This window comes from Phytohabitans sp. LZ39, assembly GCF_059359075.1.
Genome location: NZ_JCADBM010000002.1, coordinates 152,783 through 170,193, shown reverse-complemented (window position 1 = coordinate 170,193; position 17,411 = coordinate 152,783). Strand labels below are relative to the sequence as shown.

Genomic DNA, 17,411 nt, shown 5'->3' with positions numbered 1-17,411 from the left:
TTAAGATCGCTGAGTGTCCACGTACCTGGAGAGTCTGTTCTCGCTGGATGGGCGCGTGGCGCTCGTGACGGGTGGCAGCTCGGGGATCGGCCGGGCCATCGCGGAGGCGTTGGGCCGCGCGGGCGCCAAGGTGGTGGTGGTCGCGCGGCGCGAGGCGCCGCTGGCGGCGGCCGTCGCCGAGCTGGCCGCCGTCGGGGTGGAGGCGGCGGCGGTGCCCGCGGACCTCGCCGACCGCGGCGCGCTGCGGCAGGCGGCGCGGGCGGCCGTCGACTGCTTCGGCGAGCCGGACATCCTGGTCAACTCGGCCGGGATCAACCGGCGCCCGCACCTGTCGGAGCTGACCGAGGACGACTGGGACGCCACTATCTCCGCCAATCTCGACGCGCCGTTCCTGCTCGGGCAGCGCTTCGGCCCGGCGATGGCGGCGCGGGGCTGGGGCCGGATCATCAACATCGCCTCGCAGCAGTCGGTGCGCGCGTACGGCAACAGCGGTGCGTACGGCGCGGCCAAGGCGGGCCTGGCCGGGCTCACCCGCTCGCAGGCCGAGGCGTGGTCGCGGCACGGCGTCACCGCCAACGCGATCGCGCCGGGCATCGTGCGGACGCCGCTGACCGCCGAGCTGTTCGCCGACCCGGCGCGGGTGGCGTCGGCGGCCGCCCGCAGCATGGTGGGGCGCAACGGCGAGCTGGCGGACTTCGCCGGGGCGGCGGTGTTTCTGGCCAGTGAGTCGAGCGTGTACGTGACCGGCCAGACGCTCTTCGTAGACGGCGGCTTCTCCGTGGCCTGATCAAAATGCCAAACCGTGTGATCAAGATGCCCTATACCACAGGTGCGGCTTAATTCTGAGGCTCGTGTGGCTTAAGGGACTTGTGAGTCCGGTAGGCTCTCGCACCGTGCTCCGTCGTCCCGTAGTGATGTTGCTCGGTCTCGTGCTGGCGTTGACCGCCGCCGGGCCCGCCAGCGCGGCACCCAACACCGACGACGAAGGTGCCTCCAAGACGTTGCGGGCCCAGCTGTCGGCGGCCAACAAGGGCCACATCGAGGCCAAGGCCAAGCTGGCCAACTCCAAAAAGCGCCAGCTCGAGCTCAGCCTCCAGCTGAAGAAGGTCGAGGGAGACCTGGCCGCGATCACGGCCGAGGTGGCCGTGCTCGCCGCCCAGTCCTACCGGGTCGGCCGGCTCACGCCGATCAACCTGATGCTCAATAGCGCCTCGCCCAACGAGTTCCTCCAGAAGGCGGCCGGCCTCGAGCTGCTCGCCCAGCGCGACGGCACCGCGATGCGGCGGCTGGCCGAGGCGCGCGAAGAGGTAGCCCGCACCAAGGCGGCGATCGACAACGAGGTCCGCGAGCAGACCAAGCAGGTCGCCATCATGGCGTCGAAGAAGAAGGAGCTGGAGAAGGCGCTGGGCATCGGCACGGCCGGCGGTTTCGTCACCGCCAACTCGCCGCTGGCCAAGCCCGCGCCGCGTAACTCCGACGGCTCCTGGCCGAGCGAAAAGTGCATCGTCGACGACCCGACCACCAGCGGCTGCATCACCGCTCGCACGCTGCACGCGTACAACGAGGCGCGGGCGGCCGGCTTCAAGCGGTACACCTCGTGCAAGCGCAGCGGAGGCGGTGGCGAGCACCCGCTGGGCCGGGCCTGTGACTTCTCGTCGGCGACCAGCACGTTCAAAAACAGCGACGCCACCGGCGGCGACCGCACGTACGGCAACAACCTGGCCGCGTTCCTCGTCAAGAACGCCGACCGCCTGGGTGTGCTCTACGTGATCTGGTACAAGCAGATCTGGTCGCCCAGCTCGGGGTGGCGGGCCTACAGCGGCAGTGGCAGCGCGGCGGCCAGGCACACCAACCACGTGCACCTCTCGATGGTCTGACTACCCTTCTCCTTGATGGAGCCCTCCCCACTGCCCCCCAAGCTCGCGGCCGCCCTCGTCTTCCTCGCCAGCGGCGCCGTCCTCGTGCTCGAGACCGTCGCGTTGCGCCTCGTCGGGCCCTATGTCGGGGTGACGCTCCAAGTCACCAGCGCGGTGATCGGCGTGGCGCTCGGCGCGATCGCGTACGGCGCGTGGCTGGGTGGCTTCCTGGCCGACCGGCAGGACCCGCGCCGCCTGCTCGCCCCGGCGCTGGTGCTCGCCGCGATCGCGACCGCCGTGACGCTGCCGGTCGTGCGGTGGGCCGGCGAAGGGCTGCGGGGCAACGCCGACACCGGCATCATCCTGCTCACCGCGCTGGCCGTCTTCGTGCCCGCGGCGCTGCTGTCCGGCATCACCCCGCTGGTGGTCAAGCTCCAGCTCGGTGACCTCAAGCGCACCGGCCAGGTGGTCGGCAAGCTCTCTAGCATCGGCACGCTCGGCGGCATCACCGCCACGCTCGTCACCGGCTTCGTGCTGGTCGCCGCGCTGCCCACCAGCGTGATCATCCTGGGCCTGGCCGGGCTGCTCGCCACGACCGGCGTCGGCCTGGGCGTGTACCTGCACCGCCGCGACCCGGTGCCGGCCCCTCCCCGGGCCCGCGCGCTGCTGGCCGCCGTCGGGCTGGCCGGCGCGGGACTGTCCACTGTGGCACCCAACCCGTGCGACATCGAGACCGCGTACCACTGCGCCACCGTCGTGGAAGATCCGGCCAACCCGTTCGGCCGGGTGCTGATGCTCAACTCCGCCCGCCACTCGTACGTCGACCTGGGCAACCCGGAGCACCTGGAGTTCGCGTACACCCAGTGGCTCGGTGCGGTCGCCGACACCGTCGCGCCGGAGGGGCGGCGGATCGACGCGCTGCACCTGGGCGGTGGCGGGTTCACCATGCCCCGCTACCTCAACGCCACCCGGCCGGGCAGCACCAACGAGGTGTACGAGATCGACGGCGGCCTGGTCGACCTGGCCCGCCGCGAGCTCGACCTGACCACCGGTCCCGACCTGACGCCGGTGGTCGGCGACGCGCGGGTGCTGGTCACCGCCCGGCCGGCGGCCAGCGTCGACTTCGTGGTGGGCGACGCCTTCGGCCACCTGGTGGTGCCCTGGCACCTGGCCACCCGCGAGATGGCCGAGCAGATCCACCGCACACTGCGCCCCACCGGCGTGTACGCGCAAAACGTCATCGACTACCCGCCGCTGCGCTTCATCCGGGCCGAGATGGCGACGGTGGCCGACGTCTTCCCGCACGTGGCGCTGATCGGTCCGCCCGAGGCGCTGGCCGGCGAGGAGGGCGCCAACTTCGTGATCGTCGCCTCCGACTCGCCCCTGCCGCTGGACACGATCCGCGCCCACCTGACAAGCACCGCGCGGGAGCCGGTCACCCTCCTGGCCGGGGCGGATCTGGATGCCTTTGTACGGGATGCCCCGGTGCTCACCGACGACTTCGCACCAGTCGACCAACTACTGGCCGGTCCATAGGTTTTCTGCCTCGTCGCCTGGGCAAATGACCACCTATGACGGTGCTGGGTGGGCGGTACCGCCTCGTTGAACGGCTCGGCGCGGGCGGCATGGCGGTGGTCTGGCGGGCGTACGACGAGGTGCTCGACCGACCGGTCGCCATCAAGGTGCTCGCCCCGCGGCTGGCCGCCGACCCCAACTTCCGCTGGCAGCTGCGCGCCGAGGCGCAGGCCGCCGGCAAGCTCTGCCACCCGCACATCACCAACGTGTACGACTACGGGGAGCAGGGCCTCGACCCAGAGCCGGCGAGGTCCGAGCCGAGCAGCGAAGCGACGAGGACGGACCCTTCCGGCGCCTGGGGAGAAGCGGAGGCGGAGCCGGAGCCGGTCAGCAGGGCACCGTACGTCGTCATGGAGCTGATCGACGGCCAGTCGATGGCGGCTCGACTCGACCACGACGGGCCGATGCCGTGGCCGGAGGCGGTCAAGGCCTGCGCCGAGGTCGCGTCCGCGCTTGCCGTCGCGCACGCCAACGGCGTCGTGCACCGTGACGTGAAACCGTCCAACGTCATGCTCACCGCCAGCGGTGCCAAGGTCGTCGACTTCGGTATCTCCGCCCTGATCGGCGCCAACGACGTCACACCCGAAGGCGAACTGTTGGGTACGCCGGCGTACCTGGCCCCGGAGCGGCTGGAGGGCGGGCAGGTCTCGCCGGCCACCGACGTGTACGCGCTGGGCCTGCTGCTCTACCGCGCGCTGACCGGGCACCTGCCGTGGGAGGTGGCCACCACCACGCAGATGCTGCGCGCGCACCGGTACTCCGACCCCGGCCCGCTACCGCCGGTCGAGGGGCTGCCCGAGGCGGTCGCGCTGCTGTGCCGCCGCTGCCTGTCCAAGCGGCCGGAGGCAAGGCCCAGCAGCGCGGAGGCGGCGGGCCTGCTCGCGTCGTACTCCACGCCGTCGTGGGTGGCGGTCCCGACCTCGTCCACCCCGTCGCGCAGCCGCCAGTGGGCAAGCGCCGTCCTGGCGGCGACCGCGCTGCTGGCCGTCACCGGAGGGCTGTGGATCAACGGCAACCGGAGCCCGTCCGGCACCGCCGGCTCGGGCGCCGCCGCGGCGGTCACGCTCCCGGAGTCCACGGCCACACCCTCGGCGGCCTGCTCGGTCACGTACGCCCTCAAGCGCGACTCCGGCCGCGACTTCCACGCCGACGTGACCCTGACGAACGCCGGCGGCCAGCGGGTCGAGGGCTGGCGCCTGACGTTCGCGTTCCCCGGCGACCAACGCCTCGTCAACGCAAGCCCGGTGAGCTTCGCGCAGACCGGCCGCGAGGTGGTGATCCAGCCGGCGGGCAAGCAGCCGATCGCCGCGGGCGACTCGGTCGCGATGCGGATGACCGGCCGATACCAGAAGGGCAACCCGCTGCCGACCACCTTCGCGGTCGACGGCACCAAGTGCGAGGCGCTGGTCTCCGGCGCGCCACCGCCACCGCCGTCGCCGTCGGCCCGCCCGGCCAACCCGCCCGGTACCGGCGCCGGCGCTTCTGACGACGACAACTCCGGCAAGGGCAAGGGCAGCGGCAAGGGCAAGTCCGGCAAAGGCAGCGACGACGACGAGGACGACGACTAGAGACCTTCCGGGTCAAGGTGACGCCGGCGCGGTGTGCCGCAAGCTTGACTTGCCCGGGTCCGTGTCAGCTGCGGACCGTTGCTCCCGCCGGAGACCGCGCGGGTCGGCGGCGAGCTGGCGCTCGCCGAGATCCCCGACCCGCGCTGCCAGGTCCGCGCCGCAAGCCCGCGGGGCGAACCTTTGTCGGACCGGTCGAGGAAGTGGATCTGGGCCGCACCGTGATCGTTAGCCCTACAGCTGTGCGACACGCCCAGGAGAGTGCGGGTGACGGGCTAACGATCATCGCGGGTGGCGTGTCGAGAGCAGATGGTGGGTGGCCTCGGGCAGGCCCACCCGCTCACGTGGCTAGGGCGACTGGCACCAGACCGAACAGACGCGCCGTCACCGCCAGTAACCGCCACAGCGGGTGTAAACCGCGTCCGATGCCAGATCTTGGAGAGTTAGGGCGGCATAAGAACCCTAACTCTCCAAGATCTGAAAGCCCCACCCCGACACTGGTAACGCTACGTCAAGATGTCGGGGAGTAGAGGCATACGGCTGTCCGCGAACTCACCCGGGGGCTTGTCCCGCGGACCCGGCAGTGGACGGCCGGGGAATTCGGCTCGCCCTGGCGAGCCGCCGGCCGGGAACGGTGCCCGCGGGAGCATACGGTCTACAACTGACACGAACCTGGGAAATCTGCCTCGAATTTGACCGCGCATTGTGGGCAGGCTCGCGAACCCCGACCGCAAAGCTCTCTAGAACAGCGGATCCAGATATACACCCCAGTAGTACCAGCCCGCGTCCTCGACGAACCAGTCCCACGATTTCACCCAAGGCTGCCAGTCCGGGTTGTCGGGCCAGAGACCCACGGTCCAGGTATATCGCTGGCCGCCGCGTGGGTCCACGCAGACCGACATCCCGTACCAACCTCCGCCTACGTATTTGTTTTGGTAGTCCGTAAACTTGGACCCTCGGCTGTCCCAGATGGCACCCCAGTCGTACTGTCCGCTGCGCAACTGGAGCCGTCCGCCCATACATAGGGTTTCCATGTTTTCCGTTGCCTCGTTGGTGAAGAAATTGTAGCCGCGAATTTCCCAGCAGGGGAAAGCTTGGTCTCGACATTTCGGCCAACAAGGCTGAGTGCAATCGGGAGGTGGCGGCGGAGCGGCGTCCGACATGCCGGGCGCAAGATGCCCTTTAGCGGCGACGGTCACACTCGCGGAGTCCGCCGTATTGGCCTGAGCTGGGCTGGCCGTCACCGGGACGACGGTCAGGATCGCGAGCAGGGGTAACAGGATTCTCCTCAGCATAATTGGGCTCCAAATGTCGTCCGGGATCCTCGTCGACATCGTCGCAAATTGCGCATTCAAAGCAACTTCAAGGCGGCTTCACGATCTTGATAGGACAGCACGGTGACTTTACCCATTCCGGTGGTCCTGACCAGAAAGGGCTAACCGAATGGGGAGGCCGCGGGAGCAACGGAGAGCAACCACGACGGCCGCCTATCCAGCAGCCGACCAGCCGCACATGCCCAGAAAGATCGACGCCTAGCTGAGCAGCGTGGCGTGGACGCGTTGCCAGGTGGCTTCGTTGGCGGCGGCCAGCAGGCCGTAGCCGTCCGCGGTCGGGTCGTACTGGCCGCCGTCCAGGCGGCGGACCGCGCCGCCGGCCTCGTGGACCAGCAGCGCGCCGGGCACGTGGTCCCACGGCAGGGTGCGCCAAAAGAGCACGAAGTCTTGCGCGCCGGTGACGATGTCGACGTACTCGCGGCCGGCACAGTGCAGGCCCGGAAGTACCTCGTCGATGGCGGTCAGGCCGCGTCGGACGCGGGCCCGCAGGTCGGCGGGGAGGAAGCGGTTCATCGCGGCCCCGCGCAGTGGCCTGGACGCGTCGTCGGGGAGGGCGGCGCGGACGCCGTCGACGTAGGCGCCGGAGCCTGACTCCGCCACCGCGAGGGTGCCGGCCAGTGGGTCGAGGATCCAGGCGGCCACGGGCGCGCCGCCGCGGACCAGCGCGGCCATGATGGCGAAGGGGCCGTGGCCGGCGGCGAAGTTGCCGGTGCCGTCGATCGGGTCGACGATCCAGACCGGGCCGGGCTCGCGGAGCAGGTCGAGCACGGACGGGTCGGCGGCGACGCCCTCCTCGCCGACCACCACGGATTCGGGCAGCAGGGCGCGCAGGCCGTCGGCGATCAGGGTCTCGGCGCGCCGGTCGGCCACCGTGACGACCTCGCCGGGCACCTTTTCCTCGATGTCGCCCTCGGCCAGGTGTCGAAACGATGGCAGCACCACGGTGGCGGCCGCCTCGCGCAGCAGCTGCCCGACCGAGTCGATCAGATCAGCCACGAGGCGGCAGCTTGACCACGCTGACGAAGAACTCGTCGATCTGGCGGACGACGGCGATGAACCGGTCGAAGTCGACGGGCTTGGTGACGTACGCGTTGGCGTGGAGCTCGTAGCTGCGCAGGATGTCTTCGTCGGCCTGCGAGGTGGTGAGCACGACCACCGGGATGCGGCCCAGCCGCTCGTCCTTCTTTATCTCGGCGAGCACCTCGCGGCCGTCGCGGCGGGGCAGGTTGAGGTCGAGCAGGATGAGGTCTGGTGGGACGGCGTCCTTGTACTCGCCCTCGCGGCGCAGGTAGGAAAGCGCGGCGTCGCCGTCGGTGACCACGGTGAGCTTGTTGCGCAGCTTGTGCTCCTCGAACGCCTCCTGGGTCATCAGGACGTCGCCCGGGTCGTCTTCGACCAGCAGGACCTCGATGGGGCTCCTCCCGTCCGGTGGCACGGTCACGCGTTCACCTCGCTGTCTCGCACCGGCTCAGTTTCGCCCGCCGGCTCCTCCTCGCGCCCGACAAGCACCGGGAGCGTGAACCTGATCACCGTACCCTCGTCGACGTCCGGGGCGACCCAGATCCGGCCGCCGTGGTATTCGACGATCTTCTTTGCGATGGCCAGCCCAATGCCGGTGCCCGGGTAGGAATCTTTGGCGTGCAGCCGCTGGAAGATCACGAAGATCTTGTCGGCGAACTCCTGCTCGACGCCGATGCCGTTGTCGCGGCAGCTGATCTCCCACTCGTCGCCGACCCGCTCGGCGGAGACGTGCACCCTGGGTGGTCGGTCGGGGTGGCGGAACTTGATCGAGTTGCTCACCAGGTTGGCCAGCAGGGTGGTCAGCAGCGCCTGCTCGCCCAGCACCGTGGGCAGGTCGTCCCAGGTCAGCTCGCCCTTGGCGTAGTTGCGGGCGTTTTCGGTCTGGCTGGCGACTTCGACCATCAGGGCGTTGAGGTCGACGTCGGTGAAGCCCGCGGTCATCCGCCCGATCCGGGAGAACGCGAGCAGGTCGTTGATCAGCCGCTGCATCCGCTGGGCTCCGTCGACCGCGAACGCGATGTACTGGTCGGCGCGCTCGTCGAGCTGGCCGGCGTATCGCCGCTGGAGCAGCTGGCAGAAGCTGGCCACCTTGCGCAGCGGCTCCTGGAGGTCGTGCGAGGCCACGTACGCGAACTGCTCCAGGTCGCGGTTGGAGCGGATCAGCTCCTCGGCCTGGGTTTGCAGCTGGCCGTTGACCCACTCGATCCGCTCGCGGGCCTCGCGCACCTCGGCCAGGTCGGATGCGATCTTGCGGCGCATGCCGTCGACGTCGGCGGCGAGCGTGGCCAGCTCGGGCGGCCCGTTGGTGGAGATGGGGTGGTCGTACTCGCCGCCGGCCACCGAGCGGACCTGCTTGGCGAGCTCGGTGAGCGGCTCGATCACCATCCGGCGCAGCGAGATCAGCAGGGCGACGCCGGCCAGCAGCACGATCACCGTGGCCGCGATGAGCAGCACGACGAGGACGTTGCTGCTGCTCTTGGCGTCGTCGGAGGTCTTGTCGCGGAATGTCCGGATCTCGTCCTGCAAGGCCGCCGCGGCAGCCCGGACCTCTTCGAACCGTTGCCGCGACGTGTCGTTGATCAGCGCCTGGCCGGCGGCCGGGCCTTGCGCGCGGACCATCGAGATCACCGGTTCGGCGACATCACGCCGCCAGGTGGCCGCCTCGGCGTTCAAGCGTTCCAGGCTCGCCCGAATGGCCTGCTCGTCTTCGATCAGGCCACTCATCTCGTCGGTCAGCCGGCGCTCTTCGACGATGCCATCCGTGTACGGCGTGAGGTCCGCGTCCTTGCCGCTGAGCGCGAAGCCGCGGACCGCCGTCTCCTGGTCGACGAGCGCGGTGAGCAGCGCCTCCGAGCCGGTGCGGAGCGGGGTGGCGCGGTTGGCCAGCGTGTCGACCTGCGAGCGGGTGGCCGTGGCGGTGACCGAGGCGCCGATCGCCAACAGCGCGAGCAGCCCACCGACCACCGCGCAGAGCGCGGTGACCCGCTGGCGCAGGCTCCAGGACCGCATCACCGGCCCGCGCCCCTCGAGATCACCAGCATGGCGACATCGTCGACGAGGGGCCCGCCATTGGCGTCTTCGGCCCGGCGCAGCAGCCACCGGGGCAGGGCGGGCAGGGGCGTCTGGCGTGCCTCCGGCTCGGTGAGCAGCTGGCACAGGCCGGTCACGTCGAGCCGCTCGTTGCCGCCGCCGACCCGCCCCTCGATGAGGCCGTCCGTGTACATCAGCAGGGACCAATCCTCACCGTCGAACTCCAGGTCGTACGGCCGGGGCGGTCGGGGCTGCACGCCCAGCAGCAGCCCGTGCGGCGCCGGCACCGGCACCACCTTGCCGCCGGACAGCAGCAGCGGTGGCGGGTGCCCGGCCAGCCGCACGGTGGCCCGGTTTCCGGGCAGGTCGAGCGTTATGGCGGCGACGGTGGCGAAGATCTCCCGCGCCTTTCGCTCGCTCATCAGCACCTGCTCCAGCGCCGGCAGCACCGCGTCTTCCGGCACGCCGGCGAGGATCAGGGCCCGCCAGGCCACCCGGAGCTCGACGCCGAGGGCCGCCTCGTCGGCGCCGTGTCCGCACACGTCGCCCACGATCAGATGCAGGCGTTCGCCCGCCTGCACCACGTCGTAGAAGTCGCCGCCGATCACGGCGGCGTGCCGTCCCGGCTGGTAGAAGGGGTGGGTTTGCACCACTTCGGTGGTCATGATCGGCTGCGGGAGCAGGCCGCGTTCCAGCCGGGCCGACTCCTCCTGGCGCAGCTCGACCTCGCGCAGCCGCCGGGCGTTTTCGTCGGCCCGCTTGCGCTCGACGGCGTAACGCAGCGCCCGGGTCAGCAGGATCCCGTCGACCTGGCCCTTGAGCAGATAGTCCTGCGCGCCCTCGGCGACGGCGCCGACGCCGAGGTGCTCGTCCTGGCGGCCGGTCAGCACGACGACGGCCGCGTGCACGGCCATCGCGAGCACCTGGCGCAGCCCGTCGAGCCCCTGCGCGTCGGGCAGGCCGAGATCGAGCAGGATGCAGTCGACGCTGGCGAGCCGCTCACGCGCCTCGGTGAGGCTCGCGGCGACGGCGAGGTCGACCTTGGCGTCGGCCTCGGCCAGCAGCTCACCGACGAGAAACGCGTCCGCGTCGTCGTCTTCGACGAGAAGCACGCGCAGGCGGTCGCCGCTGGGCATGCTCGCGCCCGGATCAGCCCCTCCGTACGGATATGCCCGCGGAGGCACGACGGTCATCGCTCGGCTCCTCGGGAGCGCGGCGACGACACACGCGCGACAGACATGCCAACACGCTAGGCCACGCGTGGCGGTAGCGGCGACCCGCCGTACCCCATGGGTGCCGGCGCGTCGCCCCGGACGCATGATGTCTGCCATGGTCGTGGATCTGGAAGCCCCCGCGGATCGCGCACTGACCCGTCCGCGCCGCCGTGCGCTGGCCGCCGTGGCGGCCGTCGCCGCGCTGGTCGCGGTGGGTTTGGTCACGCTGCTCGACCTGCGGCCACCGGCCCCGCGCGGCACCGGCACGCCGGCCGGGCAGTTCAGCGCCGCGCGTGCCTACACCCAGGTGGAGGCGCTGGGCGCGCAGACCCACGTGGCCGGCAGCGCCGCCAACGACCGCAATCGCAACCGGATCGAGACCGCGCTGCGCGAGGCCGGCCTGTCGCCGGCCGTGCAGGACACCGTGGGTACCGAGGCGGGGCAGCTGTCCGGCGGCGCCGGCGGCGCGACTTTCGCCCGGGTACGCAACGTGGTGGCCACGCTGCCCGGCACCGCCTCCACCGGCCGCGTCTTCCTGGTCGCCCACTACGACTCGGTTCAGGTGGGTCCGGGCGGAAACGACGACGGCGCGGGCGTGGCCACGATCCTGGAAGTGGCGCGGGCCATGGCCGGCGGGCCGCGGCCGCGCAACGACGTGGTGTTCGTGCTGACCGACGCCGAGGAGGCGTGCCTGTGCGGCGCCTCCGCGTTCGTCTCCGCCCACCCGCTGGCCGCCGACGGTGGCGTGGTGCTCAACCTCGAAGCGCGCGGCAGCAGCGGCCCGGTCATCACGTTCGAGACGTCCCGCCGCAACGCCGCGCTGGTGGACGTCTTCGGGCGGGCCGCGCCGCATCCGGTGGGCACGTCGTTCGCGGTCGAGGTCTACCGGCTGCTGCCCAACGACACCGACTTCACCCCCTTTCTGGACAAGGGTTTCGCCGGGCTCAACTCCGCGTACATCGACGGTGCGGCGATCTACCACACGCCGCTGGACACACCGGCCACAATGGACCGGGCCAGCCTCCAGCAGCACGGCGACAACGCGCTGGCGCTGGCTCGCGAGTTCGGGCGGCTCGACCTGTCCACGATGGAGTCGGACGGCGACGCCACCTACTTTCCGGTCCCCGGCGGCCTGGTCCACTACCCGGGCTGGCTGACCTGGCCGCTGGCGGTCGCCGCGCTCGTCGCGACCGCCGCGCTGGCCTGGCTCGCCCGCCGCCGCGGCCGCACCACGTGGCCGCGGGTGGCGGCCGGGTTCGGCCTGGGCCTGGTCCCGGTGGTGCTCGCGCCCGTGCTGGCGCAGGTGCTGTGGGCGATCCTGGCCGCGCTGCGGCCGGGCTACACCGAGATGGTCGACCCGTACCGTCCACTGTGGTTTCGGCTCGCGGTCGTCGCGCTCTCCGCGTCGGTCCTTTTCACCTGGTACGCGCTGCTGCGCCGCCGCCTCGGCCCGGCTTCCCTGGCGATCGGGGGTCTGGGCTGGCTGGTCGTGTTCGGATTCGCGCTGGCCGCTCTCGCGCCCGGCGGGTCGTACCTGACGAGCCTGCCGGGCTTGGCCGGCGCGCTCGCTGGCCTTCTCGCGCTGGCGATGCCCCGGATCGGGGTGGTGGCGGTGACCGCCGCCGCGGCCGTCGCCACAGTGATCCTGCTGCCCACGGTGACCCTGCTGTTTCCCGCGCTGGGGCTGGCGATGGGCGCGGTGGGCGCGCTGTTCTGCGTGCTGCTCGGGCTCGCCGCGCTGCCTGTGGTCGACCTGCTCTTCGCGGAGGCCGGCGGGCAGCGGGCGATGGTGGCGATGCTGGCCCGCCGCCACGCCATGTACCCCGGGCTCGCCGGCGTGCTGGCCGCGGTGGTGTTTACGGTCGTGGGGCTGTCGGTGGACGGCTTCGACGCGAAGCACCCGTCGCCGACCCACCTGATGTACGCGCTGGACGCGGGTGCCGGCAAGGCGGTGTGGCTCAGCCAGGAGAGCACCGAGCAGCAGTGGACCTCGCGGTACGTCTCCGGGGATCCCGCGCCGCTGGCCGACTTTCCCGGCCTGGGCGACCACGACGTGCGTAGCGGGCCGGCCGAGGTGGCGCCGCTGCAAGCGCCCACTGTGGACGTCCAGCAGCTGCCCAGTGCCTCCGGCGAGCGGCACGTACGCCTGCGGGTGCGGCCGCAACGCCCGGTGCGGCTGCTGTCGTTGCACGTGGACGCCGCGACCGCCGCGGTCGTCTCGGCCCGGGTGGCCGGGCAGCCGGCGCCGGTGGGCCGCGAGGGCGAACAGTGGTCGTTCGGCATGGTCTTCCACGCCCCGCCACCCGAAGGCGTTGAGGTGGAGCTGGTGCTACGGCCGGCCAACGGCCCGGCGGGCCGGGTCAGCTTGCGGGTGATGGACGGCAGCGACGGGCTGTCCGGCCTGCCCGGCTACCGCCCCCGCCCGCCGGACGTGGGCATCGCCGGATCCCACTCCAGCGAACTTGTCGCGGTAGCCACGACGGTGCCCATCTAAGGGGGGTCAGGGCCGCCACCCGTCGCGGCGTTTTCTTGGGGTGAGCGCGACCAACGGCGGACGGGTGAGGCCGCGGGAGCAGCGGTCTGGACCACGACGGACGTCGCGGTAGCTCAAATCTTTGTGCGCGTGTGCGGCGACGGCTGGAACACCAGTGCTGTTAAACCGCCGCTATAACAGCACTGGTGTTCCAGTCGCGCCACAGGCGGGGAGCGGCTGGCGCCGCTCCCCGCCCTGGCTTTATCCCTTGCCCTGGTCGGCGATGAACGCCGAGATCCAGGCCAACGGGGCGTTCCAGTTGATGGTCAGCTCGTTGGTCGACCACGACTCGATGTCGTCGAGGTAGCAGAACTGCGCGACGCAGCCTTGCAGCTTCTGCTGCGCGACCGGGTCCTGGATCGAGGAGTTCGGCCCGCCGGAGAGCGTGCCGACCGGTGGGTTGGGCAGGTCGGGGTTGAGCTGGCGGGCGTACCAGCGGCTGTGCTGGTTCTTCGAGGCGACCTCGCCGTAACCGGTCACATAGGACTGGTTGAGCGCGTTGCGGCCGAAGATGTAGTCCATCCCCTGCACCACGCCGTCGAGGTAGCGATCCCGGCCGGTCAGGTCGTACGCGGCGGCGACCACGACCAGGTTGTTGATGATGAGGTTGTTGGAGCCCCAGTCGTACACGTTGTCGCTGGGCGCGTACGCGATGCCGTACGGGTGTGCCTTCTGGGTCGCCAGGTACTTGTCGGCGCCCTGCACCACCGAGGCCCGCACGCGGTGCAGGTTGGGCAGGTGGTTGGGGCGGGTGGCGAGGTCGATGCGGCCGAGCTGGGCGGTGTTGCCCCAGTCGAAGCCGCGCTCGCGCCAGATGTCGGCGGTGTGGTGCGGCGAGGCGAGCACGAAGTCCTTGAACTCGCGCGCGCCCGTGGTGATGTACAGCTCGGCCGCGGCCCAGTAGAACTCGTCGCTCACGTCCGGGTCGCTGTACGTGCCACCGCCGTTGCCGTCGGCCGGGTCGGCGATGATGTCCGGGTGCGCCTTGGCCGCGGCCCACGCGCTCTTCGCCGCGGCGAGGTTGCGCAGGGCGAACGCCTTGTCGTACCGCCAGAACACGCGTGCGGTCTGCGCCGCGGTGGCCGCCAGGTTGAGCGTCGCCGCGGTCGACGGCGGGTGCAGCTCGCGCAGCCGGTCGTCGAGGTGAGGCATCAGCGGCAGCCCGGTCCAGGTCTGGTCGTGGATCTTGTGGTGGGCCATGCCGGCGAGCGGCTTTCCGGCCGGCACCTGCATGCTCAGCAGGAACTCCTGCTCCCAGCGCGCCTCGTCGAGGATGTCCGGCACCCGGTTGCTGCTCTCCGGGATGTTCAGCGTGCCGTCGCGCAGCTTCCACGGCTCGCGCGACCGCTCGTACTCGCTCAGCAGCTGCCACACCGAGATGCCGCCATTGACCACGTACTTGCCGTGGTCGCCGGCGTCGTACCAGCCGCCGGAGACGTCGAGGGTGTAGTCGCAGACGCCGGGCTGGCAGGGCACGTTGGTGTCGCCCTGGTTGGGTGCGACGCCCACGTGGCCGGCCGGGCGGCCGTAGCCGGGGCGCAGGCTGTCCAGGATCTCGATGCCGCTGCGCTGGGTGTAGTAGAACTTCAGCGCGTCGGTGCGCAGCTTCTCCCAGAAGCCTTCACCGATGTCGAACGGGTGGCTGGTTTCCCCGTCCGCCACGATCGTGTAGCCGGTGCCGGCCTTGGTGTAGCGGCTGAAGTCGAGGCTGTGCACGTTCTGCCCCGAGGAGGCGTCCACGCCGCGCGGGGTGGTGCGTCCGCCGGCGACGACCTTGCCGGCCGCGTTCTTCAGCTGCCACGGCAGGGCCGCGGTCGCCTCGGTGACGAGCGTGGCGTTCTTGGGGCCGTTGGGCAGGTAGCCGACCTGGTTGACGCGCACGCGCGGCCCGGTGTCCGGCTCGTACGGCTCCTGCACCGCGCCGCCGGTCAGCGAGATGTTGTCGACGCAGAAGCGCCACGGGTCGGTGCTGCCGCCGATCTGGAACGCGACCTGCGCGTTGGGCAGGTCGACCGGCGAGGTGAACGTGTAGGTGTACTGGTTACCGGAGACGCTCAGCTCCGGATTGGCGCTCAGAAACTGTGTCCACGGGTCCACCGGGAGCTGGATGAGCGCCTTGCCGACCTTGGCCGGGGTGGCGGTGGCGAAGAAGGTGTACGCGTAGGTCTCCCCGCTGACCAGGGGCACGTTGTCCTGCCCGATGATCACGTCCCACGGCTGGGTGGTGCCGCCGGGGACGTCGGCGCAGAGCTGGCCGCTACTGGAGTCTAGGGTGATGTTGGCAGTCCCCCACCAGGGGGCGTGCCCGTTGTCGAAGGTGCCGTTGACGATCTGCTCGGGCCCCTCTGCCTGGGCGGAGGAGGCGGTCAGGCCGGTGGCGAGCAGGACGCCCGCGGCGACTATGGCGAGCCGTCCAATGGGTCTGGTCACATTGATCCTTCCCGATGGGTGGGGCATCGGTAGATGGGAGCGCTCCCAACCATCGCTCCATGTTGTCAACGTGTTTCAGACGTGTCAATGGACCGATGACTCGGAAAGCCACGTGGTGGCATAGGCAGCGCCGAAGCCGAGGGTCGTGGTCAGCCCGGCCAGGCGGCCGGCCGACTCGTACGCCTCGGGGATCATCGTGGTGGAGAGCATGGCCAGGACCGCCCCGCCGGCGAACGCGAACGTGAAGGCCAGCTGCCGTGGCGAGGCGCCGTCCAGCATCGTGTAGCCGGCCGCGGACGCCAGCGCGCAGACCAGCGCGGTGGCCGACCACATCAGGTAGAGCCGCGACCAGGGCCAGCCCTGCTGGCGCAGCCCGCTGGTGGCCGCGACGGATTCGGGGACGTTGGAGATGAAGACGGCCACGAGTATCGACACGCCGACCGTGCCGGCCTGGAGCAGCGTCAGGCCGATCACCGCCGACTCGGGCACGCCGTCGAGCACGATGCCCAGCACGATGCCCAGGGCGCCCGTGGGTGCGGCGCCACCGCGTCCACGGTCACGGTGGCCCAGCCGGCTGATCATGAGATCGCCGCCGAGGAACACCGCCGCGCCGGTGAAGAACCCCAGCGCCACGCCGCCCTCACCGCCGGCTACCTGCACCGCCTCGTCGACCAGCTCGAAGGAGACGGCGCTGAGCAGGACGCCGGCGCCGAAACCCATGACCAGCCCGACCGTGCGGCGTTGCGGCCGCAACAGCGACACGATCGCCGCGCCCAGCACGAGGGAACTACCGGCCAGCAGCCCCCAGACAAACGCTCCGACCATCGCGGGTTGATGCCCGCCGCAGGCAGCCGTAAGCGGCGGCCCTACTTCCAGCGGAAGTGGATGAACAGGCGGCCGAAGTTCTTGGAGTCCTTCTCCACCCGGTGGTACAGCTGCTTGATCTCTTTCTGGTCCAGGAAGCGCAGCACGCGTTTCTTGAGCTGGCCGGAGCCCTTGCCCGGGATGATCTCCACGAGCGTGGCCTTCTTCGCCACGGCCTCGTCGATGATGCCGCGCAACGCGCGGTCGATGTCGTGGCCGCGGTTGAAGATGTCGTGCAGGTCCAGCTTCAGCTTCATCGCGTCCGATATTAGGCGAGGTCGGCCGGGGACAGGCCGAGCAGTTCACGCAGGCCGACCTCGCCCGCCGGCGTCACCCGCACCGCCCGCTGGCTGCCGATCCGCACCACCCAGCCGCGTTCGTGCAGCCGCCGGCACAGCGCCGCGCCGGCGGCGCCGGCCAGGTGGGGGCGGCGTTCGGTCCAGTCCAGGCAGGCCCGCACCACCGGCCGCCGGCTCCCGCCGAGGGTGGCGCCGACCTCGGACTCCAGCCATCCGCGACCCCGCGCGGTCAGCACGAAGCCGTCCGCGGTGCCCAGCAGGCCCCGCGCGGCCATCGCCTCCGTGACCCGCACGCCCAGGCGGCCGGCCAGGTGGTCGTAGCAGGTGCGGGCCCTGGCCATCGCCGCGCTGGCGACCGCGCCGCGCAGGGACGTCGGTGGCGCGGGCGAGCCGGCGTCCGCGTACACCGACATCTCCTCGATCAGCTCGGCCACCCGCGGCGTGGCCAGCCGCACGTAGCGGTGGCGGCCCTGGTGTTCCTCGGCCAGCAGGCCGCCGGCGACCAGGAGGGTGAGGTGTTCGCTGGCGGTCGACGCGGCGACGCCCGCGTAGCGGGCCAGCTCGCCCGCGGTCCAGGCCCGGCCGTCGAGCAGGGCCATGCAGAACGTGGCCCGCGTGCCGTCCGCGAGCAGCCCCGCGAACCGGGCCAGGGGTGGCGTCATGCCACCCATCATGCGCGCGGCATACTTC

The 17,411-nt window shown here is 71.1% G+C and carries 14 protein-coding genes; 5 read left to right on the top strand and 9 right to left on the bottom strand.

The genetic code is table 11. The annotated features are described in order from the left end of the window. The first annotated feature begins 13 nt into the window (after positions 1 to 13). From AC5L36_RS04360 to AC5L36_RS04345, 4 genes are all read left to right on the top strand, one after another. Positions 14 to 787, top strand: coding sequence for an SDR family NAD(P)-dependent oxidoreductase (locus tag AC5L36_RS04360; RefSeq protein WP_441214036.1), 774 nt, complete (start codon positions 14 to 16; stop codon positions 785 to 787). Between the two features lie 127 nt (positions 788 to 914). Then, positions 915 to 1,877 carry a coiled-coil domain-containing protein gene (locus tag AC5L36_RS04355; RefSeq protein ID WP_441214477.1) on the top strand — a complete coding sequence of 321 codons (963 nt, stop codon included), beginning with the start codon at positions 915 to 917 and terminating at the stop codon, positions 1,875 to 1,877. A 15-nt stretch (positions 1,878 to 1,892) separates the two neighbouring features. Beyond that, a complete protein-coding gene (locus tag AC5L36_RS04350; RefSeq protein ID WP_441214035.1) occupies positions 1,893 to 3,392 on the top strand; it encodes a fused MFS/spermidine synthase in 1,500 nt (499 codons plus the stop codon). A gap of 35 nt (positions 3,393 to 3,427) precedes the next feature. Further along, a complete protein-coding gene (locus AC5L36_RS04345; protein ID WP_441214034.1) occupies positions 3,428 to 4,999 on the top strand; it encodes a serine/threonine-protein kinase in 1,572 nt (523 codons plus the stop codon). Between the two features lie 737 nt (positions 5,000 to 5,736). Here AC5L36_RS04345 and AC5L36_RS04340 read toward each other — a convergent pair. The 5 genes from AC5L36_RS04340 to AC5L36_RS04320 form a co-directional block, all read right to left on the bottom strand. Further along, positions 5,737 to 6,291 (bottom strand): hypothetical protein, encoded by a 555-nt coding sequence (locus AC5L36_RS04340; RefSeq protein ID WP_441214033.1) that lies wholly within the window; start codon positions 6,289 to 6,291, stop codon positions 5,737 to 5,739. Positions 6,292 to 6,528: 237 nt separating this feature from the next. Beyond that, the gene (locus tag AC5L36_RS04335) at positions 6,529 to 7,326 is read right to left on the bottom strand and encodes an inositol monophosphatase family protein (protein WP_441214032.1); all 798 of its coding nucleotides are present in this window, start codon (positions 7,324 to 7,326) and stop codon (positions 6,529 to 6,531) included. Next, entirely contained in the window at positions 7,319 to 7,771 is a 453-nt protein-coding gene (locus AC5L36_RS04330; RefSeq protein ID WP_441214031.1) for a response regulator, read from the bottom strand. Before AC5L36_RS04330 ends, AC5L36_RS04335 begins: the two co-directional genes overlap by 8 nt. Continuing rightward, the gene (locus AC5L36_RS04325; RefSeq protein ID WP_441214476.1) at positions 7,768 to 9,360 is read right to left on the bottom strand and encodes a sensor histidine kinase; all 1,593 of its coding nucleotides are present in this window, start codon (positions 9,358 to 9,360) and stop codon (positions 7,768 to 7,770) included. Before AC5L36_RS04325 ends, AC5L36_RS04330 begins: the two co-directional genes overlap by 4 nt. Further along, positions 9,360 to 10,574, bottom strand: a complete 1,215-nt coding sequence (locus AC5L36_RS04320) for a PP2C family protein-serine/threonine phosphatase (RefSeq protein WP_441214030.1) — start codon at positions 10,572 to 10,574, stop codon at positions 9,360 to 9,362. The genes AC5L36_RS04325 and AC5L36_RS04320 overlap by 1 nt, the downstream gene beginning before the upstream one ends. A gap of 136 nt (positions 10,575 to 10,710) precedes the next feature. Between AC5L36_RS04320 and AC5L36_RS04315 the strand changes: the two genes are divergently transcribed. After that, a complete protein-coding gene (locus AC5L36_RS04315; RefSeq protein WP_441214029.1) occupies positions 10,711 to 13,089 on the top strand; it encodes a M28 family peptidase in 2,379 nt (792 codons plus the stop codon). A gap of 240 nt (positions 13,090 to 13,329) precedes the next feature. On the opposite strand, the gene AC5L36_RS04310 is transcribed toward AC5L36_RS04315, so the two are convergent. Genes AC5L36_RS04310 through AC5L36_RS04295 form a run of 4 tightly spaced genes read right to left on the bottom strand, consistent with a single transcriptional unit; the run spans position 13,330 to position 17,383 of the window. Further along, on the bottom strand, positions 13,330 to 15,585 hold the full coding sequence (locus AC5L36_RS04310) for a glycoside hydrolase family 9 protein (RefSeq protein ID WP_441214028.1): 2,256 nt from the start codon (positions 15,583 to 15,585) through the stop codon (positions 13,330 to 13,332). 57 nt (positions 15,586 to 15,642) lie between these two features. Further along, positions 15,643 to 16,383: a ZIP family metal transporter gene (locus tag AC5L36_RS04305; RefSeq protein ID WP_441214027.1), complete on the bottom strand. Its 741-nt coding sequence runs from the start codon at positions 16,381 to 16,383 to the stop codon at positions 15,643 to 15,645. A gap of 41 nt (positions 16,384 to 16,424) precedes the next feature. Then, entirely contained in the window at positions 16,425 to 16,679 is a 255-nt protein-coding gene (locus AC5L36_RS04300) for a Smr/MutS family protein (protein WP_441214026.1), read from the bottom strand. Between the two features lie 11 nt (positions 16,680 to 16,690). Then, complete coding sequence (locus AC5L36_RS04295) at positions 16,691 to 17,383, bottom strand: ArsR/SmtB family transcription factor (RefSeq protein WP_441214025.1); 693 nt, start codon at positions 17,381 to 17,383, stop codon at positions 16,691 to 16,693. Positions 17,384 to 17,411 lie beyond the last annotated feature (28 nt).

Excerpts from the sequence above, each read along its gene's own strand:
- AC5L36_RS04355 (WP_441214477.1), top strand. The coding sequence starts at position 915 with ATGTTGCTCGGTCTCGTGCTGGCGTTGACCGCCGCCGGGCCCGCCAGC.
- AC5L36_RS04350 (WP_441214035.1), top strand. The coding sequence starts at position 1,893 with ATGGAGCCCTCCCCACTGCCCCCCAAGCTCGCGGCCGCCCTCGTCTTC.
- AC5L36_RS04345 (WP_441214034.1), top strand. The coding sequence starts at position 3,428 with ATGACGGTGCTGGGTGGGCGGTACCGCCTCGTTGAACGGCTCGGCGCG.
- AC5L36_RS04340 (WP_441214033.1), bottom strand. The coding sequence starts at position 6,291 with ATGCTGAGGAGAATCCTGTTACCCCTGCTCGCGATCCTGACCGTCGTC.
- AC5L36_RS04325 (WP_441214476.1), bottom strand. The coding sequence starts at position 9,360 with ATGCGGTCCTGGAGCCTGCGCCAGCGGGTCACCGCGCTCTGCGCGGTG.
- AC5L36_RS04320 (WP_441214030.1), bottom strand. The coding sequence starts at position 10,574 with ATGACCGTCGTGCCTCCGCGGGCATATCCGTACGGAGGGGCTGATCCG.
- AC5L36_RS04315 (WP_441214029.1), top strand. The coding sequence starts at position 10,711 with ATGGTCGTGGATCTGGAAGCCCCCGCGGATCGCGCACTGACCCGTCCG.
- AC5L36_RS04310 (WP_441214028.1), bottom strand. The coding sequence starts at position 15,585 with ATGCCCCACCCATCGGGAAGGATCAATGTGACCAGACCCATTGGACGG.
- AC5L36_RS04305 (WP_441214027.1), bottom strand. The coding sequence starts at position 16,383 with ATGGTCGGAGCGTTTGTCTGGGGGCTGCTGGCCGGTAGTTCCCTCGTG.
- AC5L36_RS04300 (WP_441214026.1), bottom strand. The coding sequence starts at position 16,679 with ATGAAGCTGAAGCTGGACCTGCACGACATCTTCAACCGCGGCCACGAC.
- AC5L36_RS04295 (WP_441214025.1), bottom strand. The coding sequence starts at position 17,383 with ATGACGCCACCCCTGGCCCGGTTCGCGGGGCTGCTCGCGGACGGCACG.